Annotated in this window: 26 protein-coding genes; 23 read left to right on the top strand and 3 right to left on the bottom strand. The window is 40.9% G+C overall.

Annotated features, from left to right (window positions below):
- Positions 1 to 107: 107 nt before the first annotated feature.
- Genes nhaR through ORI98_RS01855 form a run of 3 tightly spaced genes read left to right on the top strand, consistent with a single transcriptional unit; the run spans position 108 to position 1,750 of the window.
- A complete protein-coding gene (gene nhaR, locus ORI98_RS01865) occupies positions 108 to 1,040 on the top strand; it encodes a transcriptional activator NhaR (protein ID WP_306134019.1) in 933 nt (310 codons plus the stop codon).
- A 37-nt stretch (positions 1,041 to 1,077) separates the two neighbouring features.
- Positions 1,078 to 1,326, top strand: a complete 249-nt coding sequence (locus ORI98_RS01860; RefSeq protein WP_261297547.1) for a succinate dehydrogenase assembly factor 2 — start codon at positions 1,078 to 1,080, stop codon at positions 1,324 to 1,326.
- Positions 1,307 to 1,750 carry a protein YgfX gene (locus ORI98_RS01855; protein WP_371931100.1) on the top strand — a complete coding sequence of 148 codons (444 nt, stop codon included), beginning with the start codon at positions 1,307 to 1,309 and terminating at the stop codon, positions 1,748 to 1,750. Before ORI98_RS01860 ends, ORI98_RS01855 begins: the two co-directional genes overlap by 20 nt.
- Before the next feature lie 25 nt (positions 1,751 to 1,775).
- On the opposite strand, the gene nadB is transcribed toward ORI98_RS01855, so the two are convergent.
- Positions 1,776 to 3,383 carry an L-aspartate oxidase gene (nadB, locus tag ORI98_RS01850; RefSeq protein WP_261297548.1) on the bottom strand — a complete coding sequence of 536 codons (1,608 nt, stop codon included), beginning with the start codon at positions 3,381 to 3,383 and terminating at the stop codon, positions 1,776 to 1,778.
- Positions 3,384 to 3,615: 232 nt separating this feature from the next.
- Between nadB and rpoE the strand changes: the two genes are divergently transcribed.
- The 12 genes from rpoE to ORI98_RS01790 all read left to right on the top strand — a co-directional run bounded on the left by rpoE (position 3,616) and on the right by ORI98_RS01790 (position 13,677).
- Positions 3,616 to 4,194, top strand: coding sequence for an RNA polymerase sigma factor RpoE (gene rpoE / locus ORI98_RS01845; protein ID WP_188841302.1), 579 nt, complete (start codon positions 3,616 to 3,618; stop codon positions 4,192 to 4,194).
- Positions 4,195 to 4,222: 28 nt separating this feature from the next.
- Positions 4,223 to 4,828, top strand: a complete 606-nt coding sequence (locus ORI98_RS01840) for a sigma-E factor negative regulatory protein (protein WP_306134018.1) — start codon at positions 4,223 to 4,225, stop codon at positions 4,826 to 4,828.
- 63 nt (positions 4,829 to 4,891) lie between these two features.
- A complete protein-coding gene (locus ORI98_RS01835; RefSeq protein ID WP_261297550.1) occupies positions 4,892 to 5,821 on the top strand; it encodes a MucB/RseB C-terminal domain-containing protein in 930 nt (309 codons plus the stop codon).
- A 36-nt stretch (positions 5,822 to 5,857) separates the two neighbouring features.
- The gene (locus ORI98_RS01830; RefSeq protein WP_261297551.1) at positions 5,858 to 6,373 is read left to right on the top strand and encodes a SoxR reducing system RseC family protein; all 516 of its coding nucleotides are present in this window, start codon (positions 5,858 to 5,860) and stop codon (positions 6,371 to 6,373) included.
- A gap of 148 nt (positions 6,374 to 6,521) precedes the next feature.
- On the top strand, positions 6,522 to 8,312 hold the full coding sequence (lepA, locus tag ORI98_RS01825; protein ID WP_306134017.1) for a translation elongation factor 4: 1,791 nt from the start codon (positions 6,522 to 6,524) through the stop codon (positions 8,310 to 8,312).
- 176 nt (positions 8,313 to 8,488) lie between these two features.
- Positions 8,489 to 9,403 (top strand): signal peptidase I, encoded by a 915-nt coding sequence (gene lepB, locus ORI98_RS01820; RefSeq protein WP_306134016.1) that lies wholly within the window; start codon positions 8,489 to 8,491, stop codon positions 9,401 to 9,403.
- A complete protein-coding gene (gene rnc / locus ORI98_RS01815) occupies positions 9,403 to 10,083 on the top strand; it encodes a ribonuclease III (protein WP_261297554.1) in 681 nt (226 codons plus the stop codon). The genes lepB and rnc overlap by 1 nt, the downstream gene beginning before the upstream one ends.
- Entirely contained in the window at positions 10,080 to 11,093 is a 1,014-nt protein-coding gene (gene era, locus ORI98_RS01810) for a GTPase Era (RefSeq protein ID WP_306134015.1), read from the top strand. The genes rnc and era overlap by 4 nt, the downstream gene beginning before the upstream one ends.
- A gap of 45 nt (positions 11,094 to 11,138) precedes the next feature.
- Positions 11,139 to 11,843, top strand: a complete 705-nt coding sequence (recO, locus tag ORI98_RS01805) for a DNA repair protein RecO (protein WP_261297620.1) — start codon at positions 11,139 to 11,141, stop codon at positions 11,841 to 11,843.
- 71 nt (positions 11,844 to 11,914) lie between these two features.
- Positions 11,915 to 12,652, top strand: a complete 738-nt coding sequence (gene pdxJ, locus ORI98_RS01800; RefSeq protein ID WP_306134014.1) for a pyridoxine 5'-phosphate synthase — start codon at positions 11,915 to 11,917, stop codon at positions 12,650 to 12,652.
- A complete protein-coding gene (acpS, locus tag ORI98_RS01795) occupies positions 12,652 to 13,032 on the top strand; it encodes a holo-ACP synthase (RefSeq protein ID WP_261297557.1) in 381 nt (126 codons plus the stop codon). Before pdxJ ends, acpS begins: the two co-directional genes overlap by 1 nt.
- A 120-nt stretch (positions 13,033 to 13,152) precedes the next feature.
- Complete coding sequence (locus tag ORI98_RS01790; RefSeq protein WP_306134013.1) at positions 13,153 to 13,677, top strand: DUF962 domain-containing protein; 525 nt, start codon at positions 13,153 to 13,155, stop codon at positions 13,675 to 13,677.
- A gap of 60 nt (positions 13,678 to 13,737) precedes the next feature.
- Here ORI98_RS01790 and ORI98_RS01785 read toward each other — a convergent pair whose 3' ends face one another.
- Together ORI98_RS01785 and ORI98_RS01780 are read right to left on the bottom strand one after the other, a co-directional pair.
- Positions 13,738 to 15,030, bottom strand: coding sequence for an HlyC/CorC family transporter (locus tag ORI98_RS01785; protein ID WP_261297559.1), 1,293 nt, complete (start codon positions 15,028 to 15,030; stop codon positions 13,738 to 13,740).
- Between the two features lie 226 nt (positions 15,031 to 15,256).
- Positions 15,257 to 16,045: an inner membrane protein YpjD gene (locus ORI98_RS01780; RefSeq protein ID WP_306134012.1), complete on the bottom strand. Its 789-nt coding sequence runs from the start codon at positions 16,043 to 16,045 to the stop codon at positions 15,257 to 15,259.
- Between the two features lie 355 nt (positions 16,046 to 16,400).
- Between ORI98_RS01780 and ffh the strand changes: the two genes are divergently transcribed.
- From ffh to ORI98_RS01740, 8 genes are all read left to right on the top strand, one after another.
- Positions 16,401 to 17,774: a signal recognition particle protein gene (gene ffh / locus ORI98_RS01775; protein WP_261297561.1), complete on the top strand. Its 1,374-nt coding sequence runs from the start codon at positions 16,401 to 16,403 to the stop codon at positions 17,772 to 17,774.
- 192 nt (positions 17,775 to 17,966) lie between these two features.
- Positions 17,967 to 18,218: a 30S ribosomal protein S16 gene (rpsP, locus tag ORI98_RS01770; RefSeq protein ID WP_160053063.1), complete on the top strand. Its 252-nt coding sequence runs from the start codon at positions 17,967 to 17,969 to the stop codon at positions 18,216 to 18,218.
- Positions 18,219 to 18,238: 20 nt separating this feature from the next.
- A complete protein-coding gene (gene rimM / locus ORI98_RS01765) occupies positions 18,239 to 18,769 on the top strand; it encodes a ribosome maturation factor RimM (protein WP_261297562.1) in 531 nt (176 codons plus the stop codon).
- A 15-nt stretch (positions 18,770 to 18,784) separates the two neighbouring features.
- The gene (gene trmD, locus ORI98_RS01760; protein WP_261297563.1) at positions 18,785 to 19,531 is read left to right on the top strand and encodes a tRNA (guanosine(37)-N1)-methyltransferase TrmD; all 747 of its coding nucleotides are present in this window, start codon (positions 18,785 to 18,787) and stop codon (positions 19,529 to 19,531) included.
- Positions 19,532 to 19,565: 34 nt separating this feature from the next.
- Complete coding sequence (gene rplS, locus ORI98_RS01755; protein WP_188740919.1) at positions 19,566 to 19,919, top strand: 50S ribosomal protein L19; 354 nt, start codon at positions 19,566 to 19,568, stop codon at positions 19,917 to 19,919.
- 503 nt (positions 19,920 to 20,422) lie between these two features.
- Positions 20,423 to 21,514 carry a 3-deoxy-7-phosphoheptulonate synthase gene (locus ORI98_RS01750; protein ID WP_261297564.1) on the top strand — a complete coding sequence of 364 codons (1,092 nt, stop codon included), beginning with the start codon at positions 20,423 to 20,425 and terminating at the stop codon, positions 21,512 to 21,514.
- An 11-nt stretch (positions 21,515 to 21,525) separates the two neighbouring features.
- The gene (gene tyrA, locus ORI98_RS01745) at positions 21,526 to 22,665 is read left to right on the top strand and encodes a bifunctional chorismate mutase/prephenate dehydrogenase (protein ID WP_261297621.1); all 1,140 of its coding nucleotides are present in this window, start codon (positions 21,526 to 21,528) and stop codon (positions 22,663 to 22,665) included.
- A 128-nt stretch (positions 22,666 to 22,793) separates the two neighbouring features.
- Positions 22,794 to 23,132 carry a hypothetical protein gene (locus tag ORI98_RS01740; protein ID WP_306134011.1) on the top strand — a complete coding sequence of 113 codons (339 nt, stop codon included), beginning with the start codon at positions 22,794 to 22,796 and terminating at the stop codon, positions 23,130 to 23,132.
- Positions 23,133 to 23,172: the final 40 nt, after the last annotated feature.

The following is a 23,172-nucleotide window of genomic DNA, read 5'->3' as shown; positions in this document are numbered from 1 at the left end:
TTTTTTTATAAGTCAGAGGGATTTCATTGCTTTGTAAATGCTCCTCTCAATATAGCTAATTACAGTTAGCCTGTTAATTAAAGCGTATTCTTTAAAAGGCGTATGTTATGCAACATCTAAATTATAATCACCTTTACTATTTTTGGATGGTTAAGCGCAAAGGGTCCGTTGCCAAAGCCGCTGAAGCCTTATGTTTAACGCCGCAAACAATAACGGGACAGATGCGCTTATTAGAAAATCGTTTAAAGGGGTCATTATTTAAACGTGTTGGACGTAATTTAGAAGCAACCGAATTAGGTGAGGTTGTTTTTCGCTATACCGATAAAATGTTTAATTTGAGTTATGAAATGCTTGATTTGCTCAACTACCAAAAAGATACATCGGTTCTTTTTGAGGTTGGCATTGCTGATGCGCTCTCAAAAGCGCTTGCAAGCCGGGTATTGTTAACGGTTATTCCACATGACGGCTCTATACATTTAGCATGTTATGAATCAACCCATGAGAGCTTGATAGCTCGTTTACGTGAGCACAAATTAGATATAATTTTATCGGATTGTGCGGGTGAATCGTTAAAATATAGCGATATTTTATCTAAAAAGTTGGGTGAATGTGGGGTAAGTTTTTTTTGCGCTCACTCAATCGATGCGCCATTTCCTGCTTGTTTAGAACAAGAGAAATTATTGATCCCCGGGATCCGTACTTCTCTTGGGCAACAACTGCATAGTTGGTTCGCTGAAAAAAATCTTAACGTGAGTATTTTAGGTGAGTTTGATGATGCAGCCATGATGAAAGCTTTTGGGTATTTCAAACGTGGTATTTTTGTTGCACCGTCTATTTATCGACATGATATACTTTCGCAAGGAATGGTTTTATTAGGTGAAACCTCCGATATTAAAGAAGAATATCATGTCATGTTTGCTGAGCGAATGATTCAACATCCCGCAGTAAAAAGTTTACTTGAAACTGATTTTACCGATTTATTTTTAGGGTTAGATCAACAAGTACAAGATTTTGATAATCGTTTAGGTTTCGCTGATTAACCCTAGTGGTTAGTCCTTATTATTGCAGGAGTATGTGTTGGAATTAATGAATATAGCTAGAGTTCGCTGGGCTTGTCGTCGCGGAATGCTAGAACTTGATGTATTGTTTCAACCCTTTGTTGAGACACATTATCAACAATTGCCTGATAACGATAAGCAAACGTTTATTCGCTTATTAGAGTGTGAAGATCCTGAGTTATTTGCTTGGTTTATGGGACATGAACAATGCCCTGATGTCGATTTAGCGGCGATGGTAATAAAAGTTCGTGGACGCCCAGCACCATAAGCAAACAGTAAAGGTCCCTCGCACAAGTCTCTTTGTGTTGAGGGCGTCGTTTCATCAATACCTTTGTTACTGGCTAATATTTGCTGTCGTGATGACGAGTTTCATCGCCTGGCCAAGCCTAGAATCAACTTTATTAACGCTCATTTTTTACGGGTGTATTGTTGTCGTCATCATCGTGTTCATTAGACAACTTTGTCGATTAAGGCATTGGCAATGCCAGATAGTATTAGATGGGGTTTCAGGTGGCCGATTAGCGACAGAAGACTTGTTTAAATTTGGTAAACCAGCTTTTATTTGTCCTTTATTTTGTATGCTTTATCTTGAGTTTGAAGATCACTCACGACAAATCTGTTGTGTATGGGCTGATATGCTAGACGACACTCAGTATAGAACCTTATGTCGTCTTGCACAGCAGTCTAGTTAATTACATTTTATTTAACGAAACATATTTAGTTTGGTTGTAAAATTGTTGGTCCTGAATTTTCAAGAAGTTCAGGGTAATCAATATTATAATGCAATCCTCGGCTTTCCTTACGCTCCATCGCACAGCGAATAATTAGTTCAGCCACTTGCACCAGGTTTCGTAATTCCAGCAGGTTATTACTCACACGGAAATTAGAATAATATTCTTGGATTTCTTGTTGTAACATCATACAACGTCGCAGTGCACGCTCTAATCGTTTATCCGTTCGTACAATGCCAACATAATCCCACATAAACAGTCTTAGCTCATGCCAGTTGTGGGCAATGACAACTTCTTCATCTGAGTTGCTTACCTTACTTTCGTCCCAGTTAGGCACATTAATTGGCATTTTAATTTTTTGAAGCTGGCTTTCAATATCTTGAGATGCAGCTCTGGCGAACACTAGGCATTCTAATAAAGAGTTACTTGCCAGACGATTCGCGCCGTGCAGTCCGGTATAGGCCACTTCGCCAATAGCATATAGGCCATTTAAATCAGTTTGGCCATGTAAATCAGTCATTACGCCGCCGCACGTATAATGTGCCGCAGGCACTGCTGGAATAGGCGATTTGGTGATATCAATTCCTAACTCTAAACAACGCTGATAAATAGTCGGGAAATGTTTAATAATAAAATCAGCAGGCTTATGGCTAATATCTAAATAGACACAATCGGAACCTAAACGTTTCATTTCATAGTCAATAGCCCTTGCGACAATATCTCTAGGGGCGAGTTCAGCTCGTTCATCAAATTCAGGCATAAAACGACTGCCATCAGGACGACGAAGGTAAGCGCCTTCACCTCTTAATGCTTCTGATAGTAAGAAGTTTTTGGCTTCAGCATGGTATAAACACGTTGGATGGAATTGGTTAAACTCCATATTGGCTACACGGCAACCTGCGCGCCACGCCATTGCAATACCATCACCGCTGGCAATGTCTGGGTTGGAAGTATATTGATAAACCTTTGAACATCCACCCGTTGCCAGTGCAACAAATTTAGCGGTAATGGTTTCTACGTGCTCTTTATCTCGATTCCAAACATAAGCACCAAGAACACGGTTACCTGGGCGGTTAAGCTTACGAGATGTAATGAGGTCAATTGCATTATAGCGTTCTAACACGCGAATATTGGGATGGGTAAGGGCGCGTTCTTGCAGTGTGGTTTGTACTGCTTTGCCTGTTGCATCAGCAGCATGCAAAATACGACGATGACTGTGACCGCCTTCTCGGGTGAGGTGATAAGGCGCATCTTTTTGATTATCTGATGTTTCTTCTTTATCAAAAGCCACACCACAATCTATCAGCCACTGCATAGACGCTTTGGCATTTTCAGCGGTAAAAGTCACTACGGTTTTATCGCATAATCCGGCACCCGCTATAAGGGTGTCATTTACATGAGATTCTATCGTGTCACCTTCATCAAATACGGAAGCAATGCCACCTTGGGCATAAAGGGTTGAACCTTCAGCTAAAGGGCCTTTAGAGAGAAGAATCACAGAAGATGTTTCTGCCAAATGGAGTGCTAAAGTGAGCCCTGCCGCACCGCTACCTATAACCAAAATGTCAGATTGGTATTCAACTGCTTGTGTCATCGGGTATCATGGGTAAAGAAATGGTTCAGTAATGGTAAATCAAAACACCATACTTGGGTACATTAAGCCGATATTTTGTTCGTGCTATTTCGTGTTTATTTGGCAAAAAGCCAGCAAAATGAATTTTTTTTTATATTTTATCGAACTTTTATCGAAATGCTCAGTCTACTTATATGAACAGGATTCGAGCGACTGAATATCAGTGATACAGATTTAGGAGTAGTCGGCTCGGATGAGTGGACAATATAGTGATCAACAATTAGTTGAGCGTGTACAGCAAGGCGATAAAAACGCTTTTAACCTGTTGGTAATGAAATACCAAAACAAAGTCATGAGCCTGATTGGACGATATGTTCGAAATCAAGCGGATGTAGCTGATGTAACACAAGAAGCTTTTATTAAAGCTTACCGTGCACTTGCTAACTTTCGTGGTGATAGTGCTTTTTATACCTGGTTGTACCGAATAGCCGTTAATACGGCAAAGAATTTTCTTACTTCTCAAGGGCGAAAAGCGCCTGCGAATGATGTAGATATAGAAGAAGCTGAATACTATGAAGGCAGTGATGCTTTAAAAGAATTTGCTTCACCAGAGCGTTTATTGATGAAAGATCAAATGAGTAAAGTGATTTTTGATACTCTCGATAAATTGCCTGAAGAATTAAAAATGGCGATATCTTTACGTGAATTAGATGGTATGAGTTACGAAGATATTGCCAATATAATGGATTGTCCCGTTGGTACGGTAAGATCGCGAATATTTCGCGCTCGAGAAGCAATCGATAAACAGCTCCAGCCTCTACTGGAAAAGTAATAGCCTTATTATTTAAGATAGGTGAAAAATGGTTAAATCAAGTCAAGAATGGGTATCTGCAGCAGTTGATGGCGAAGTTGATGTGCAAACATTAACTCAACTTGCATCTGATGTTGATTCTCATCAAGAGTGGCAACGTTATCACATGATTGGTGATACGATGCGTGGTGAACTTCCCGCGGCCATCGACTTAGATATTACAGCAAGTATTGCAGCTGCTATTGAGTTAGAGCCTACGATCATGGCCCCTAAAAATAGCATCGCGATAGAAGAACAAAGCGTTGCGGCCAACACGCCAAAGACATCGAATGTGGTATCACTGTTTAAGCAGTTTGGTCAATATGCTATTGCTGCTAGTGTCGCGTTAGTTGCCATTGTTGGTGTGCAGTCTTACGATCAATCTCAAGACGTAGAGTCGCCATTACCCGTGTTTAACACCCGTCCGCTAGTGGGAACTATGTCTCCTGTGAGTTTACAAACAGGGCCGGTAGCGAATCAGCAAGGTTATACAAACGAGCAAGTGCTTGAACAGCGCAAACGTATTAACGCTTACATTCAAGATCACATGCTTCAACAACGCTTAAATCCAGGTGTTCAAGTTGAGCAAGCTAACCAAGCTGAAATCAACCAATAACTTTTATTCTCCATTCAGCAATGGTTTAATAGGCCATTGCTGTTTTACTTTCTAGGAGTTAGCTTGCGCCTTTTCCTGCTAGCACTGTTAATTATCTCCCCTTTTAGCCATAGTGAAGAATTGTCAGCGAAAGATTGGCTTGTCAACATGAGTCAAGCACTTAGCGAAACACAGTTCAAGGCCTCTGTTGTGCAAATTCAAGCTGATCATGTACGTCCTTTGGTATTTTTACAAGGTACGGTAGATGATAAGCGAATAGCCTATTTAGAATACCTAAATGGTCCGCCCAAAAATGCGGTCAAAGTAAATAATACCGTTACCTTTTTAGAGCATGACCAACCGCCATACAGTGTTAATGCCAGCCTTATTCAGGGGGTTTGGCCTGTATCTTTATATGGTGACATAAGTAAGCTAGAGCAGGGCTATCAATTCGTGCTTGGCGGCCGCAGTCGCATTGCAGGTAGGGCTGGTCAGATGATCCGATTTATTGCCAAAGACGAATATCGTTATGATGCTCAAATCTGGCTAGATTTAGAAACCTATTTACCCTTGCGATATGACACGCTTAATCGTGAAAAACAATTACTTGAACAGACAATGGTTATCGAACTCATTGAATTCAAAGAGTCTCCCAGTATTTTAGTTGAAGCCAGCAAACATGATTGGCCTGATGTAATCAAACAAGCCGATCGTAAAGATGCACAAGATTGGCAGTTTACCTGGTTACCGCAGGGGTTTGATATGGTGGTCAGTGATAATCATCGTTTAATCGGTATTCACGAGCCCGTTGAATATATTGCCTTGACTGATGGCTTAGCCAATATTTCGGTTTATGTTGCTAGAGCGCCTGAAGGCCCAATGCCCGAAGAATTAGTTACCAGAAATGGCTTGTCTATGGTGGTTGAAAAAGTGGGTAACGCCGAAGTGGTCGCTTTAGGTAAAGTACCAAGTCAAACTTTAGAGCGCATTGCCCGAAGTTTAGCGTTAAAGTAGCGCGATAATTACCCATCAACCATAAGTAATTTGATTATGTCTAATCGACCCAAATTTGCCGAACGCCAACCTGAGCCAAGTTCTTTATTAGAGGAGTTGGCTAAAGTGGTTGATTATCAACACGGTTGGGTCATGGTAGAGGTTGAGTTAAAAAGTGCTTGTAATCACTGTGCTAATAATGAAAATTGTGGCACATCTGCAGTGGCTAAAGCCTTTTCTGTTAAAACACAGAGATTTTCTATTGCAAGTGAACAGCCTTACGCAAAGAACGATATGTTGAAGTTGGGTCTTCCTGAAAGTGTGATTATTCAAGCTGCGGCATTGGTCTATTTGCTTCCTCTGTTAGGGCTGTTTTTATTCGCTGGCATAGGGCATTTATTAGCGTTTGGCCTTGAGCTTGATACTAATCTTAGTGCAATGATTCTAGCCTTATTTGGGGCCGCGTTAAGTTGGCGAATAGGCAAATACTTTGCACATAAGATTGAAGCCAACGCACAACCCGTTATCATCAGTAATTTAGGCCAGCAGGTCGATTTATTCCGCAAAATTTAGTTCATTCAATGAAATTCAGCCTTTGTTTTTAGACAATTTTAGGCTTGATTTAGATATGGATGATGAATCTGATTGGTATTAGCACCCTTATCAGGTACAATTTCACACCATATTTTTCACCCTTTTTAGTAGTAGTCATTGCCTCATAATGAAACACATTAGAAACTTTTCAATTATTGCCCATATCGACCACGGCAAATCCACCTTATCGGATCGTCTTATCCAGTTTTGTGGCGGCTTAAGTGACCGCGAGATGGCTGCTCAGGTTCTCGATTCAATGGACATTGAACGTGAGCGTGGCATTACCATTAAAGCCCAAAGCGTGACTTTGGACTATAAAGCTAAAGATGGAAACATTTATCAATTAAACTTCATTGACACTCCAGGACACGTAGATTTTTCATACGAAGTGTCTCGCTCACTAGCCGCCTGTGAAGGTGCATTGTTAGTAGTAGATGCTGGTCAAGGTGTTGAAGCGCAAACGTTAGCTAACTGTTATACCGCGTTAGATATGAACCTTGATGTGGTTCCTGTGCTAAACAAAATCGATTTACCTCAAGCTGAGCCAGATAGGGTTGCTGCCGAGATTGAAGACATTGTTGGTATTGATGCTATGGATGCTGTGCGTTGCTCAGCTAAAACGGGCGTTGGTATTGAAGATGTACTTGAAGAAATTGTAGCTAAAATTCCTCCCCCAGAAGGCGATGAAAATGCACCCTTACAAGCGCTGATCATTGACTCTTGGTTTGATGCATATTTAGGTGTAGTGTCTTTAGTACGTATTAAACATGGTGTGCTAAAGAAAGGCGACAAGTTTAAAGTGATGTCTACCGGACAAAACTATAACGCGGATCGCGTCGGTATTTTTACACCTAAAGAGCAGGACGAGCCTGAGCTTCGAGCGGGTGAAGTAGGGTATGTAATTTCTGGTATCAAAGAGATCCATGGCGCACCAGTAGGTGATACTTTAACTCATGCCAAACATGGTGCAGAGAAACCGCTTCCAGGGTTTAAAAAAGTAAAACCTCAGGTTTATGCGGGTGTTTTCCCTATTTCGACAGACGAATATGAAAACTTCCGTGAAGCATTGAACAAATTATCACTAAACGATGCATCACTGTTTTTCGAGCCAGAAACATCAGGTGCACTGGGCTTTGGTTTCCGTATTGGTTACCTTGGTTTACTGCACATGGAGATCGTTCAAGAGCGTTTAGAGCGCGAATATAATCTTGAATTGATCACCACTGCGCCAACTGTAGTTTATGAAGTGCAAATGACCAATGGTGATATTATTTATGTTGATAATCCATCAGATTTGCCACCATTAAATAACATTGAAGAAGTGCGTGAGCCAATTGTTGAAGCGAATATTCTAGTGCCAAAAGAATACTTGGGTAACGTGATTACCTTATGTATTGATAAGCGCGGAATGCAAACCAATATGGTTTACCACGGTAACCAAGTAGCGGTTACTTACCATATCCCAATGGCAGAAGTGGTCATGGACTTCTTTGACCGTTTGAAGTCAACAAGTCGTGGTTATGCGTCATTGGAGTATAACTTCATTCGTTTTGATCCTGCTGATATGGTGCGTTTAGATATCCTTATCAATGGCGATCGCGTTGATGCACTTGCGATGATTATTCACCGCACTAATATTCGTCATCGTGGTTTAGCCCTTGTTGAAAAAATGAAAGAGCTTATTCCAAGACAGATGTTTGATATCGCAATTCAAGCCGCGATTGGCAGTCAAATTGTTGCGCGTTCAACGATTAAAGCCCTGCGTAAAGACGTAACCGCTAAGTGTTATGGTGGTGACGTTTCACGTAAGAAGAAACTGCTTAATAAGCAGAAAGAAGGTAAGAAGCGTATGAAGCAGGTGGGTAACGTTGAGGTGCCTCAAGAGGCATTCTTAGCAGTATTGAAGTTAAATGATTAATCATAATTAACTCAATTGCTTCTAAGATAACGCCGCATTTAGCGGCGTTATCGTTATAATAAATCTAATTTATCTGCAAAAGTTTGCCAGTAATGAGTCGTCGACAATGGCTTACACTGTTTTTTTAGATAATAACCTTTAAAGTGTAAGACTTATAATTAGGAGTTCTATCAGTAATGGCAGCTCACTTTTCTACCATTCTTGTACTTGTCACCCTTATCAGCGGTCTGATTTGGCTGATTGATGTGGTGTTTTTTGCACCTAAACGCAAAGAGAAATTGGCTTTAGCTCAATCTGGTTCAAAACAACTCAGTGACGAAGCAATTGATAAAATTATTCGCGAGCCAGTGTTAGTCGAAACCGCGCACTCTATTTTTCCTGTGATTGCATTTGTAATGATTCTGCGTTCATTTATTTACGAACCATTTCAAATACCATCAGGGTCAATGATGCCCACCTTGCTAGTGGGTGATTTTATCTTGGTTGAAAAATTCAGTTATGGCTTACGAGATCCTGTATGGCGCACCAAATTAGTCGAAACTGGTGAGCCAGAGCGGGGCGATGTATTTGTATTTAAATACCCTGAAAACCCATCAATTGATTACATTAAACGTGTTGTAGGCTTACCGGGTGATACAGTGGTATACCGTAATAAGCAATTGAGTATCCAGCCTAAATGTAGCACAGATAATGTTTGTCCAGAGCCATTGGTTATTGAACATATAGAACTTAACCAAGGTGAGTTTACTCAAGAAAATGTCCCTTTGACTCGCTACACTGAAATAACATCTGGCTTTGCGCATGATATTTTAATCAATCCATCTCGCCCTGATTTTAGACAGCATTTTTATCAGCAAGCGGGGACACAAACCGGTGAGTTTGTTGTACCAGAAGGGCAGTACTTTGCCATGGGTGATAACCGCGATAACAGTACAGATAGTCGTTTTTGGGGCTTCGTGCCAGAAGCTAATCTTGTTGGTAAAGCGGTCGCTATTTGGGTAAGTTTTGAGTTTGACCGCGAAGCAAGCGATTTTTTACCTACGTGGGTACCAAGTGGAGTTCGTTTTGAGCGCACGGGTGGAATTAAGTAATGGAACCGATTAAAAACTTACCTAGACTTTGTCGTACCTTAGGTTATGAATTTAACGACATTAACTTATTGATCCAAGCCTTGACTCACCGCAGTGCAGCAAATAAACATAACGAGCGTTTAGAGTTTTTAGGTGATTCGATCTTATCTATTGTGATATCGGACGCTTTATATCACCAGTTTCCTAAAGCTACGGAAGGTGATTTAAGTCGTATGCGTGCAACATTGGTGAAAGGCGATACGCTTACCTTGATTGCTAAAGAGTTTAAGTTAGGCGATTACCTATTTTTAGGCCCAGGTGAACTTAAAAGTGGTGGCTTTAGACGTGAATCTATTTTGGCTGACGCGGTTGAGGCCATCATTGGTGCAGTCTATCTAGATGCGAACATTGATGCTTGCCGTGCTTTATTATTGAGCTGGTATGAGCAACGTTTAGCTAAAATTAAGCCAGGCATCAATCAAAAAGATCCTAAGACAATTTTACAAGAGCACCTTCAAGGTTTTAAAAAACCGTTACCTGATTATCAGGTGGTTAAAGTTGAAGGTGAAGCACACGATCAAACCTTTACGGTTGAGTGTCGTATTACGGATTTGGCTGATGTCGTTATTGGCGTAGCAAGTTCAAGAAGAAAAGCTGAGCAGCTAGCGGCCGCTCAGGTGTTGGAGTTACTGAACAAATGACCAAGAAAAACGACTTGCCAGATCAACAAGAGCAGGCTGAAAATGAGCCAAGCTTAAATGAGTTATTGTCAAGAATGAACCTTGCAGCACCCGAGGCCACAGCTCAATATGATGTGACTTATTGCGGTATGGTTGCCATTGTTGGCCGTCCTAATGTGGGCAAGTCGACTTTACTGAATAAATTACTTGGCCAAAAAGTCAGCATTACGTCTAAAAAGCCACAAACCACGCGCCATCGTATTATGGGTATTCATAGCGATGGCCCTAAACAAATCGTATTTATTGATACGCCAGGTTTACACATTGAAGAAAAGCGCGCCATTAACCGTTTAATGAACCGTGCCGCTGCCAGTTCATTGGCTGATGTGTCTATGGTGATTTTTGTTGTTGATGGAATGACCTGGACTGCTGACGATGAAATGGTTTTACAAAAAATCAAGCATCGTAACGACGATCGTAAAATTGTGTTAGCCATTAATAAGGTTGATAACATCAAAGATAAAGAGGCCTTATTCCCTTATTTAAGTGAATTGGGCAAGAAATTTGACTTTGATGATATTTTGCCTATTTCAGCGAATAAAGGCACTAACGTGCAGCGTATTTTAGAGTTAGCGCAAACGTCACTTCCTAAAGCACCGTTTTACTTTCCTGAAGATTATGTCACCGATCGCTCACAACGTTTCATGGCATCGGAAATTGTCCGTGAAAAACTAATGCGCTTTTTAGGTGATGAATTACCTTATGATTGCACCGTTGAAATTGAGCAATTTAAAATGATGGACAATGGTGTCTATCAAATCAATGCACTGATTTTAGTTGAACGCGATGGCCAGAAACGCATGGTTATTGGCAATAAAGGTGAACGTATACGCACCATTGCGACCCAAGCCAGATTAGATATGGAAACCCTATTTGATAATAAAGTGTTTCTTGAGATTTGGGTCAAAGTTAAATCGGGTTGGGCTGATGATGAACGTGCGCTTCGTAGCTTAGGTTATGGTGAAGACTAACCACATTGGCGGCAATACTCACCAGGTGACATTAACATGGCCACAATGAAGCGTGGCTATGTTTTACATCACCGTGCTTATCGTGAGTCTAGCGTGATAGTTAACTTACTCATTGATGGTGTCGGGCGAGTTGATGCCATCGTTCGCACTGGCAGCGGTAAACGTTCCATTAAGTCCATTTTACAACCTTTTCAACCCCTCATTATTCAATTTAGTGCCCAATCTGAAGCCAAGAATTTATCGTTAAAAACCATTACCCATATTGAAGCTGCCGCCCCAGCCATTCCATTAACAGGCAATAGCTTGTATTCAGGGTTTTATTTAAACGAACTTACCGTACGGTTATTAACGGTTGAGCACCAAACCGAAGCGTTATTTTTAGCTTATCATCGAAGTGTTTTAGCTTTGGCTAAGGCCTTTTGCTCAAGCCACTTACGCTTTTTTGAGAAAGCATTGTTACTCGAGCTAGGTGCATTACCATCCTTGCAATATGATGTTGAGGGGAATGCGATTGATGCCCAGAGTTTCTATCGTTTAGAAGCTGACTGTGGCTTTATCCCTGTATTACAGCATGCTGTAGGCGTATTTAACCACGGTAAAAGTGTAGTGCCAGGTGCAATGTTGATTGCTCTTCAGCTTGAAAATTTGCCCGCTGAGCACCTTAACTCGGCTAAAGGCTTAATGCGTTTCTTGCTAGCGCCATTGCTAGGCACTAAGCCTTTATTAAGCCGTCAACTATTCATTAAATAATCTCGAATTCAGCCACAGTTGTCAGTACAATAACATTCACACTATTTTGTCATCACGTTAAGGAACCTTCCGTGAGCGCTATTCTTTTAGGTATTAATATCGATCATATTGCGACCCTTCGTCAGGCTCGTGGCACTAATTATCCTGATCCAATTCATGCGGCTGCTGTTGCCGAGCATGCTGGCGCGGATGGTATTACCATTCATTTACGTGAAGATCGTCGCCATATTCAAGACAGAGATGTGTATTTATTAGCAAAAACCCTTAAGACGCGAATGAATTTTGAATTTGCTGTAACTGAAGAAATGATCGCGATTGCGTGTGAAGTTAAGCCGGCTTACGCTTGCTTAGTGCCTGAAAAGCGTGAAGAGCTAACCACAGAAGGTGGCTTAGATGTCGCTGGTCAGTTAGATAAAATCACTTTAGCAGTAACCCGCTTGGCAGCAAATGGCATTAAAGTGTCTTTATTTATCGACGCAGACAAACTGCAAATCGATGCAGCTGTTGCATCTGGTGCACCTTACATTGAAATACATACAGGTTGTTATGCTGATGCACACACAGATGCAGAACAGGCGTCAGAGCTAAAACGTATTGCAGAAATGGCTGCTTATGCCCACAGTAAAGGCTTAGTGGTTAATGCTGGACACGGGCTGCATTATCATAATGTGAAGCCAATTGCGGCGATCCCTGAATTATATGAGTTAAATATTGGCCATGCCGTCGTTGCGCGCGCTGCAATTGATGGGCTTGAAAAGGCCGTACGCGATATGAAGCAGTTGATGCTTGAAGGTCGCAGAGGCGAATAATGGCAATTATTGGCATAGGTACTGACATTGTTGAAATTGCACGAATACGTGAACAACGTGAACGCATTGGCGACAAGTTAGCTAAGCGTATTTTAACCGATGCTGAGTTTACTGTGTATTTACAATCCAAATTACCAGAACGTTTTCTCGCAAAACGTTTTGCCGCTAAAGAAGCTGCTGCTAAAGCCCTAGGCACGGGTATTGGCCGTGGGGTATCTTTTCAGCATATTCATATTGATAATGATGAAAACGGTGCGCCAATTCTGACTTTTAGTGATGGTGCTAAAGCTCGGCTTGAGTTATTGAATGGTCGTCATGGATTTATCAGCATCGCAGATGAACTACATTATGCGGTGGCGACAGTGATCCTAGAAAGTTAGTCGCTGAGTTATTGTTATGGATTTTAATCAGGCGCATTAGCGCCTTTTTTAATGGGCTTTTAAAATGAACATAGATGCGCTAAATTAACATCATTATAACAATATACTTTGAGAGCCATAATGAAATCCGCCGTAGAACAACTAGCCACTTACAAAAGCGTCCATTTGAATCCCAAAAACATCAGAACGCACTTTTTTGGGGTGCCAATGATTATTTGGTCGGCCTTTTTGATGTTAGGCACGATCCGTTTCGAAATTGCAGGGGTGGAATTAACTGCGGCTATGGTATTGATGTTGTTTGTATTGGCTTATTACTACAAGCTTCATGTCAAATTGGCTTTAGGGTTAACCTTGTTTATTATTCCTGTATTGATTACCTCGGAGATGGCGGTTCATACGGCACAGCCATTCATGCTGGCTATCTCAATATTTGTCATTGGCTGGATAATTCAATTTGTTGGTCATAAATATGAAAAAGCCAAGCCTGCATTCATGGATGATTTGAACCAATTGCTGATTGGTCCATTCTTCTTAATGGCAGAATTGTATTTTATATTGGGTTGGGAAAAGCAGCTAAATGCTGAAATTACACCAATCGCCAGAGATAAGCGTAGAGCTATTGAAGCGGCTAAACGAGGATTGTAGTCATTGATTTTTCTGAATAAAAAAGGCGCTTAGCGCCTTTTTTATTCTCTAATGAAAATACTAACTTATTTCATCGTCATCGCTTTTATCAACAATGGGTGAGTTTGGCATAATACGGACCAGTTTGATCATATTGTCGGCAACTTCTATGACTTCAATGTGGTAGTCCGCTAAACGAAGGCTTGTTTTAGCTGCAGGTATATCTTCAAGATACTCCACAATTAAGCCATTTAAGGTTTTAGGACCATCGATGGGGAAGTCCCATTTCATTTCTTTGTTTAAATCACGAATGTTAATGGTTGCATCAATCAAGAAACTACCATCTTGTTGAATATTAATGTCTTCACTCGGGGTGGTCATCATAGATGTGGTGAAATCACCGACGATTTCTTCCAATATATCTTCAAGTGTCACGAGTCCTTGGATATCACCATATTCATCAACCACAAGGCCAATACGTTCTTTATTCTGTTGGAAATTGGCTAGCTGTACGTTCAGCGGTGTGCCTTCTGGAATGAAGTACAGCTCTTTTACGGCACGTAACAATGATGACTTGCTGAATTGCTCTTTCGATTGTAGGCGAAGAGCATCACGTAAGTGAATAAAGCCAACAGCATCATCAATGGTGTCCCGATATACCAATACCCGAGTATGCGGACTTTGAGTGACTAGTTTATTAATCAGTTTAAAGTCATCGTTCATGTTAATGGCGTATATGTCTGAACGCGCAATCATAATATCTTCAACGGTAACTTTTTCTAAGTCTAATATCGATAGCAACATTTCTTGGTGACGTTGCGGGATCAAAGCGCCGGCTTCATGCACTACGGTTCGAAGTTCTTCCTGGCTTAATGCATCATCCGTTTGTACGGTTTTTATGCCCATCAAGCGTAAAAATCCAGTGGTGATAATGTTGAGTGATTTGACCAAAGGAAGTAAAAGAATGAGTAACCATTTCAGAAGTATGCTTGAAGGGAAAGCAATTCTTTCAGGGTGCAAGGCAGCGTAGGTTTTAGGAGTGACTTCTGCAAAAATTAATACCACTACGGTTAAAACACCAGTGGCAATAGCAACGCCCACATCACCAAACAAACGCATACCAACAATTGTCGCGATAGCGGATGCTAGGATATTGACTAAGTTGTTACCAATAAGAATAAGACCGATTAAGCGATCTGGTCTATCGAGCATTTTTAATGCTCTTTGGGCGCCTTTGTGTCCACTACCTGCTAGATGACGAAGCCGGTAGCGGTTTAAAGTCATCATGGCGGTTTCTGAACCAGAAAAATAAGCTGAGATCAGTAATAAAACCAAAAGAAAAATCAGGAGTGCGCTGGTAGATATAGCGTCCAAGAAGGGGGCTCCGTAAAAGCATACAAGCTGTATTTACAGCTAAAATGGATGAGTTAAGTTGGACATTATTAATGACTGACAAAAAGAGTCAAGAGATATGCTGGGATATTATCCCTAAACTGCAAAAGAAAGTGGTTGTTATCGCAATAAACTTGCAAAAAAGTAGTGGGCTTTGATAAGGCTATCTAGCTAGATAGCCGTTATATTCAAACACAAATAAAGGTAATTAATTGAGGATAAGTTCTTTGACAATACGGGCACCAAAGTAGGCTAGTGACAATAAACCTGCTCCCGATAAGCTATAAAGCACCGCCGTTCGGATACGACAACCTATAGTGTAATGTTGCCAAAGCATTGCGCCATAAACCAACCAAGCGACGATAGATAATATCGCTTTGTGGCCTTTTCCTTCGACAAACATGTCTTCAAGAAAGACAAATCCAGTAATCAGTGACAGGCTGAGTAACACAAACCCGATGACTACTAAGTGATATAGCTGACGCTCAACTGTCATGAGCGGTGGTATTGAAGGGCTCATGATCATTTTTTTGGTTTTGAGCTTATTTTGAATCATCCATAACTGGAGTGCGTAAAGTGCTGCAATCATCAAGGCACTATAAGCCATCAGTGATAGCACTACATGGGCCAAAATTTCTGGATGTAGTTCAAAATGAGTAATAAATTGAGGTGGTAACAACCACAGTAAAGCAACAGATATGATAGAACAGGCATAAATTACCGGTAATACAACAATGACTTTTAGTCGTGGTAATGTCACGGTAAAGGTAAAGGCGATGATCCAGTTAACCATTGATATTACATTGGTTAAACTGAAGTTTTGCCCATCAAGGGTAAAAATGGAATTCGATAAGGCAAAACCATGCATCACCACACCCAGAGCAGATATGATCATAATGAGTTTGCGATTAGGGCCATCAGCATGAAATAGCCGGCTAGTAGCAAGGATCAATGCAATACAATAAAACAACATAGCCGAAGCAGAAAAAATAACCATCCGATTTGAACCTATCAAGTTATACAGACATGTTGACTGGATAAAATATCAAGCCATAAAAAGTACACGGGCATTATAGGGTTAGACTAACATGAAGTTACCCTATAAGGGCAGTGACCTAATACGCAAAATTTAACAGTATCCTACTCTTAGCTGCAAATAATTTACGTTGTGTCATAAATGATGCTCTAAACACAGGAAAAATCGATTGAGTTTGTGTTAAAGCCAATGCTTTTATACCAAGGTTATCCGGTCGTTTGGACTAAAAATGAATAAATTGTCACACAAGCGCGCATCTTAAAAAATTTTGAGTATAATAGTGCGCATTATCGAGAAGCGTATTAAGAGCAGTTAAATGTTTGAGAATCTATCTGACAGACTATCAAGAACACTAAAAAATATCAGTGGTCGTGGTCGATTAACGGAAGACAACATTAAAGACACCTTACGTGAAGTCCGCATGGCTTTGCTCGAGGCTGATGTTGCGTTACCTGTGGTAAGAGAATTTGTTAACAGCGTCAAAGAGCGCGCAGTTGGTCAAGAGGTCTCAAAAAGTTTAAGTCCAGGACAAGCTTTTATTAAGATTGTTCAAAGTGAACTTGAACGCGCAATGGGCGAAGCGAATGAAGCATTAGATTTAGCTGCACAACCACCTGCCGTAATTATGATGGCTGGTTTACAAGGTGCGGGTAAAACCACTTCTGTCGCTAAGCTTAGTAAGTTGTTACGCACTCGCCATAAAAAATCAGTATTAGTGGTCAGTGCTGACGTTTATCGTCCCGCGGCTATTAAGCAGCTTGAAACACTAGCCGCAGAAGTTGAGGTTGAATTTTTCCCCTCAGATGTGAGCCAAAAGCCTTTAGATATAGCTAAAGCGGCTATTGCTCATGCCAAATTAAAGTTTATTGATGTTGTTATTGTTGATACTGCAGGTCGTTTGCATGTTGACGAAGCCATGATGGACGAAATTAAAGAACTTCATGCGGTGATAAAACCGATTGAAACCTTATTTGTTGTTGATGCTATGACAGGTCAAGACGCGGCAAATACGGCTAAGGCCTTTAATGAAGCATTACCACTTACTGGGGTTATCTTAACCAAAGTTGATGGTGATGCTCGAGGTGGTGCAGCGTTATCAATTCGTAGTATTACCGGTAAACCGATTAAATTTTTAGGTGTTGGTGAAAAAACTGACGCACTTGAACCTTTCCACCCAGACCGTATCGCATCGCGTATTCTTGGTATGGGTGATGTGCTGTCTCTCATTGAAGAAGTGGAACGTGGTGTCGATAAAGACAAAGCCATGAAGCTTGCTTCAAAAGTGAAAGCTGGTGGTAGCTTTGATTTAGAAGATTTCCGTGAACAATTGCAGCAAATGAAAAACATGGGCGGCATGATGAACATGATTGAAAAGCTGCCTGGTGTTGGTCAATTGCCTCCAGAAGCTTTAGCGCAAGTTCAAGATGGAAAAATGACCGGGCAAATGGAAGCGATTATTAACTCCATGACAGCCAAAGAGCGTAAAAACCCAGATGTTATCAAAGGGTCACGCAAGCGTCGTATCGCGTTAGGTTCAGGTACACAAATTCAAGATGTAAATCGTTTATTGAAACAATTTACTCAAATGCAAAAGATGATGAAAAAAATGTCATCCAAAGGCGGCATGAAAAAAATGATGCGAGGAATGAGCGGTATGCTTCCACCTGGCATGAAAATGCCTGGCCGTTAATTTATATTTCAATCTCCGTAAGAGAACACTTGCTTTGCAACTATAATCCAGTTTTGCTGTAAAAAACGGCACATTGGGTTGCAATAGTTTCAAAGTCAGGTAAAATCTTCCGGCTTTCTTTCTGGGACCTTCGCGAACACGGGTTCCAGTTTTTATTTTTGCTTCTAGCAAATCATTAGAGGAATAAAACGCATGGTTACCATTCGTTTAGCTCGTGGCGGCGCAAAAAAGCGTCCATTTTACAATATCGTTGTTGCTGATAGCCGCAATGCTCGTGACGGTCGTTTCATCGAACGTGTAGGCTTCTTCAACCCACTAGCTCGTGGTCAAGAAGAAACTTTACGTTTAGATTTAGACCGTGTTGAGCACTGGGTTGCTACTGGCGCGGCAACATCTGAGCGTGTTGCTAAGTTAATTAAAGACGCACGTAAAGCAGCTGCTTAATTGCGTTTAGGTATAGATTGATGAGTAGTAACCAACAGCCGATTGTGCTGGGAAAATTAGGCGCAAGTCACGGCATTAAAGGTTGGCTAAAAATCACTGCCTATACCGATTCTGTTGAAGGCATTTTTGATTATTCTCCATGGCTCATTTATGACCAAGGGGAATGGCGTGAAGTTAAAGTCAGCCAGTGGCGCTCACAAGGTAAAGCGATTATCGCAGAACTTGAAGGAGTATCGTCACGGGAACAGGCGCAAATGCTCACAAATTGTGAAATTGCAATTATGCCTGAACAAATGAAAGAACTCAGTGATGATGAATTTTATCACCGAGATCTTATCGGATGTGAAGTGACAAATAGTAACGGCTATAACATGGGTATTGTTGACCAGATCGTGGAAACAGGATCAAACGACGTATTACTTGTTAAAGCTAATGCCAAAGATGCTTTTGGCAAAGTGGAACGTATGATCCCCTTTGTCCCTGAACAATTCATTTTAAAAGTGGATTTGCAAGGTAAACAGATAACAGTGGATTGGGATCCTGACTTCTAAGTCGAGGTACAACACATGTGGTTAGGGGTTATAACCCTGTTTCCAGAGATGTTTCGTGCCGTTACAGACTTTGGGGTGACGGGTCGAGCCGTAAAAAACGGCCTGCTTGAGGTGCAAACGTGGAATCCTCGTGATTTCACCCATGATAGACACAACACGGTTGATGATCGCCCTTACGGTGGTGGACCTGGAATGTTAATGATGGTGCAACCTTTACGAGATGCCATTCATGCAGCAAAAGCTGCAGCGGGTGACAGAGCGAAAGTGATTTATCTATCCCCTCAGGGACGCAAGCTGGATCAGCAAGGCGTAACTGAGTTAGCTAAATCAGACAGTTTGATTTTAGTGTGTGGTCGCTACGAAGGTATCGATGAGCGCATCATTCAAACTGAAGTGGATGAAGAGTGGTCAATTGGTGATTACGTGCTTTCGGGCGGTGAGATACCAGCAATGACTTTAATCGATTCAGTGGCGCGTTTAGTACCAGGTGTACTAGGTAAGCAAGCTTCAGCAGAGCAAGATTCTTTCTCTGATGGATTACTGGATTGTCCTCATTACACGCGCCCTGAAAACTTAGATGGCATGGATGTACCAGCAGTGTTGCTAAGCGGCGACCACGAAAAAATTAGACTCTGGCGGTTGCAACAAAGTATCGGAAGAACTTTTTTACGACGACCAGAAATATTTGAAAATCTAGCTCTGACTGACGAACAAACAGCACTATTAGTGCAGTTTATTAACGAAACGGACACGTCCGAATAGTCATCGCTTCAGTTATTCTAGAACGGAGTAAGTTATGAACAACATCATTAAAATGCTCAACGATGAGCAAATGAAAACAGACGTACCTGAATTTGGTGCTGGTGATACAGTAGTAGTTCAAGTTCGCGTAAAAGAAGGTGATAAAGAGCGTCTTCAGGCTTTTGAAGGTATCGTTATCGCAAAACGTAACCGTGGTTTGCACTCTGCATTCACAGTTCGTAAAATCTCTAATGGTGAAGGTGTTGAGCGTGCTTTCCAAACGCACAGCCCATTAATTGCTAGCATCGAAGTTAAGCGTCGCGGCCGTGTTCGTCGTGCTAAACTTTACTACTTACGTGAGCGTTCAGGTAAATCTGCACGTATCCGTGAAAAATTGGCAACTAAGTAATAGTTATCAATTTAGTTTAAAAGATGCAGTGTTCGCACAACTAACCGCCGAAAGGCGGTTTTTTGTTTTTATACTTGAGGCTAGAGGTGCGATGATTTTTAGGTTTTATCGGTATATCAACAATATCGTTCAAAAAAGCACAAAAGCAAAAAAGCAAAAAAGCAAAAAAGCAAATTATTCAATCAAAAGTGGATAAGCCACTATCTTGCTACTCTTTCATTTAGTTTTATTAACTTCTTTTTTAATTTAGCCATACCAGCTGAAATTGTTAAGTTAAAGAAATCTATTTATATGTTACATCTACTAAAAATGGGCGCGTCATTTGGGTCAATACAACATTTTCACATTTTGATTGAAATAACCCTTGATATCATTCTGACTCGCAGGCATAGTTAGCGCTAAGATGTAATGGTGTATCATTACAAAATTACATGTAAGGTGTTAATTACTGTTAGCAAGCTTTACATTGTTGCCTTTTAAAAGATAAAAAGTGAGTTGATATCATGCAGCAAGATACCATTAACAACGTTCATATTAGTTCTGAGCAAGTGCTCTCTACACCGACTCAACTTAAGCAAGAGTTACCTCTTTCTGCACATGCATATCGCTATATTTTAGATGCACGTAAAACGGTTGCGGATATTGTACACAAGCGAGATAGCCGTGTACTTGTGGTAACAGGACCTTGTTCTATACATGATATCGATGCAGCTAAAGAATACGCATTGAAGCTCAAAAAATTACATGATGAACTCAGTGATGAATTTTATATTTTAATGCGAGTGTATTTTGAAAAGCCTCGTACAACTGTTGGTTGGAAAGGCTTAATCAATGATCCGAATATGGATGAGTCTTTTGATGTTGAAAAAGGCTTAAGAATGGCGCGTGAGTTGATGATTTGGCTAGCAGAGCTGGAATTACCGGTAGCGACAGAAGCGCTCGATCCGATTAGTCCGCAATATATCTCAGAACTGGTTACCTGGTCGGCAATTGGTGCACGTACAACTGAGTCACAAACTCACCGTGAAATGGCATCGGGGCTATCAATGCCTGTTGGCTTCAAAAATGGTACCGAAGGTAAGTTAGATGTTGCTATTAATGCATTAAAATCGGCTGCAAGCAGTCACCGTTTTATGGGGATCAACCAAGAAGGGCAGGTCAGTTTATTACAAACGGCAGGTAACCCTGATGGGCATATTATTCTACGTGGTGGAATTTCACCAAACTATGACGCACAAAGTGTTGCAGAATGTGAAACACAAATTCACAACGCCAAACTAAATGCACGGCTTGTGGTTGATTGTAGCCATGGAAATTCCTCTAAGGATCACAATCGTCAAAAACAAGTATGTGAAGACGTATTTAATCAAATTGTTGAGGGCAATAAATCCATTATTGGTGTTATGCTAGAAAGTCATTTAAATGCGGGTAATCAAAGCACGAATAAACCTTTAAATGAACTCGAATATGGTGTGTCTGTTACAGATGCTTGTATCGATTGGACCACCACAGAAACGATATTACGACAAGGCGCTAACCAATTATCTGCAGTGCTTCCGACTCGATTCGATATGCTGCAAGTTGTTAATGGTTAATGAAAAGTATGATGAACGAAAAAACCACCGCTGATTTAGAAAAACTACGCGATTTAATTGATGGGGTTGATCAACAACTTCTTCATTTATTACGTAAACGTTTAGATTTAGTCGCCCAAGTTGGTGCGGTAAAGCATGCTGCCGGAGTGCCAATTTACGCTCCGCAACGTGAAGCTTCTATGTTAGCAAAACGTCGTGATGAAGCGCAAAAAATGAATGTGTCACCACAGCTGATTGAGGATATTCTACGTCGATTAATGCGTGAATCTTATTTGAATGAAAAAGATGTTGGTTTTAAACAGGTCAAGCATGATTTAGGTCATATAGTGGTTGTGGGCGGCGAAGGTCAGCTTGGGCAGTTATTTACCCAAATGCTAACATTATCTGGTTATCAAGTGAAAAGCTTAGATAAAGATGATTGGCACCGTGCCAATAGCTTATTTGATGGTGCTGGATTAGTGATTGTCACTGTTCCCATCAAAGTCACTTGTAATGTGATACGAGAACATCTCACCAATCTACCTGAAACATGTATTTTAGCGGATTTAACTTCAATCAAAGAGCAACCGGTTGAAGCCATGCTTAGTGCACATACAGGACCTGTCGTTGGTTTACATCCTATGTTCGGTCCAGATGTTGGCAGTCTCGCCAAACAAGTCATTGTGGTTTGTCATGGACGTCATGCTGAAGCTTATCAATGGCTGCTAGATCAAATAGTTATTTGGGGGGCGAGAATTGTTGAAGCTGAACCGGTCAAACATGATAAAGCGATGCAACTGGTTCAGGCAATGCGTCACTTTTCTAGCTTTGTGTATGGCATGAATTTATGTGAAGAGCAGGCAGACATTGATACTTTATTACAGTTTAGTTCACCAATTTACCGATTAGAGCTGGCTATGGTAGGGCGATTGTTTGCTCAAGATCCTGAGCTTTATGCCGATATTATTTTTGCCCAACAAGGAAGCCAAGACGCGATTAGTGACTATTTAGACAACTATCGAAATGCGCTTGCATTGTTAAAGTCTGGCGACAGAAGCACATTTGTAGAAGAGTTTAAGCGTGTGGCAAAATGGTTCGGTGATTTTGCACCACAGTTTCAACATGAAAGCAGAGCGATGTTGCAATCAGTTAATGATATGAAAGCAGGTTAAGCATTTTTCATCGTTTGTTGATTGCGTAAATTTAGTCTAGGGCTTATGTTTATAGTGTTGTGAAAAGATTATTGTGTTGTCATGATGCAATTTGTGTAGTTTTTATCATTCACCATGGAGATGAGCCCATGACAACATCCAATATGCTGTCTACATCGACACCGCAAGATAAAATAGTCGGTCATTTTCTATATGCCATGATGAGTGCTTTTCCGTTATTTTTAATTCCCGTATTAGTTAGCTTTTGGCTTAATCTTATTCAGAAGAACATTCAACCTAATTCATTGCTTGGTTCTCACCTTCGCTGGCAGAGGCTAAGCATTATCGGTTTATGCCCTTTCTTTATTGCCGGTTATTGCTTCAACCCTACATGGTTAAGTATCACCATGTACTTGCTTGGTATCAGTTGGTTTAGTTATCGCATATTTAAAGGTTGGGTAAGCTTAAATGAAGGTTTGATGGTTTAAGTTATCACTTAGCAATAAAAAAATGCCGGTATTTACCGGC

Origin of the sequence: Shewanella sp. ULN5 (genome assembly GCF_030731885.1) — a bacterium.
Taxonomy (GTDB): Bacteria; Pseudomonadota; Gammaproteobacteria; order Enterobacterales; family Shewanellaceae; genus Shewanella; species Shewanella holmiensis.
The sequence above is the reverse complement of the archived record's forward strand: the minus strand, read 5'-3'. Positions and strand labels throughout refer to the sequence as shown.

Excerpts from the sequence above, each read along its gene's own strand:
- nhaR (WP_306134019.1), top strand. The coding sequence starts at position 108 with ATGCAACATCTAAATTATAATCACCTTTACTATTTTTGGATGGTTAAG.
- nadB (WP_261297548.1), bottom strand. The coding sequence starts at position 3,383 with ATGACACAAGCAGTTGAATACCAATCTGACATTTTGGTTATAGGTAGC.
- rpoE (WP_188841302.1), top strand. The coding sequence starts at position 3,616 with ATGAGTGGACAATATAGTGATCAACAATTAGTTGAGCGTGTACAGCAA.
- ORI98_RS01840 (WP_306134018.1), top strand. The coding sequence starts at position 4,223 with ATGGTTAAATCAAGTCAAGAATGGGTATCTGCAGCAGTTGATGGCGAA.
- ORI98_RS01830 (WP_261297551.1), top strand. The coding sequence starts at position 5,858 with ATGTCTAATCGACCCAAATTTGCCGAACGCCAACCTGAGCCAAGTTCT.
- lepA (WP_306134017.1), top strand. The coding sequence starts at position 6,522 with ATGAAACACATTAGAAACTTTTCAATTATTGCCCATATCGACCACGGC.
- lepB (WP_306134016.1), top strand. The coding sequence starts at position 8,489 with ATGGCAGCTCACTTTTCTACCATTCTTGTACTTGTCACCCTTATCAGC.
- rnc (WP_261297554.1), top strand. The coding sequence starts at position 9,403 with ATGGAACCGATTAAAAACTTACCTAGACTTTGTCGTACCTTAGGTTAT.
- era (WP_306134015.1), top strand. The coding sequence starts at position 10,080 with ATGACCAAGAAAAACGACTTGCCAGATCAACAAGAGCAGGCTGAAAAT.
- recO (WP_261297620.1), top strand. The coding sequence starts at position 11,139 with ATGAAGCGTGGCTATGTTTTACATCACCGTGCTTATCGTGAGTCTAGC.
- acpS (WP_261297557.1), top strand. The coding sequence starts at position 12,652 with ATGGCAATTATTGGCATAGGTACTGACATTGTTGAAATTGCACGAATA.
- ORI98_RS01790 (WP_306134013.1), top strand. The coding sequence starts at position 13,153 with ATGAAATCCGCCGTAGAACAACTAGCCACTTACAAAAGCGTCCATTTG.
- ORI98_RS01780 (WP_306134012.1), bottom strand. The coding sequence starts at position 16,045 with ATGGTTATTTTTTCTGCTTCGGCTATGTTGTTTTATTGTATTGCATTG.
- ffh (WP_261297561.1), top strand. The coding sequence starts at position 16,401 with ATGTTTGAGAATCTATCTGACAGACTATCAAGAACACTAAAAAATATC.
- rpsP (WP_160053063.1), top strand. The coding sequence starts at position 17,967 with ATGGTTACCATTCGTTTAGCTCGTGGCGGCGCAAAAAAGCGTCCATTT.
- rimM (WP_261297562.1), top strand. The coding sequence starts at position 18,239 with ATGAGTAGTAACCAACAGCCGATTGTGCTGGGAAAATTAGGCGCAAGT.
- trmD (WP_261297563.1), top strand. The coding sequence starts at position 18,785 with ATGTGGTTAGGGGTTATAACCCTGTTTCCAGAGATGTTTCGTGCCGTT.
- rplS (WP_188740919.1), top strand. The coding sequence starts at position 19,566 with ATGAACAACATCATTAAAATGCTCAACGATGAGCAAATGAAAACAGAC.
- ORI98_RS01750 (WP_261297564.1), top strand. The coding sequence starts at position 20,423 with ATGCAGCAAGATACCATTAACAACGTTCATATTAGTTCTGAGCAAGTG.
- tyrA (WP_261297621.1), top strand. The coding sequence starts at position 21,526 with ATGAACGAAAAAACCACCGCTGATTTAGAAAAACTACGCGATTTAATT.
- ORI98_RS01740 (WP_306134011.1), top strand. The coding sequence starts at position 22,794 with ATGACAACATCCAATATGCTGTCTACATCGACACCGCAAGATAAAATA.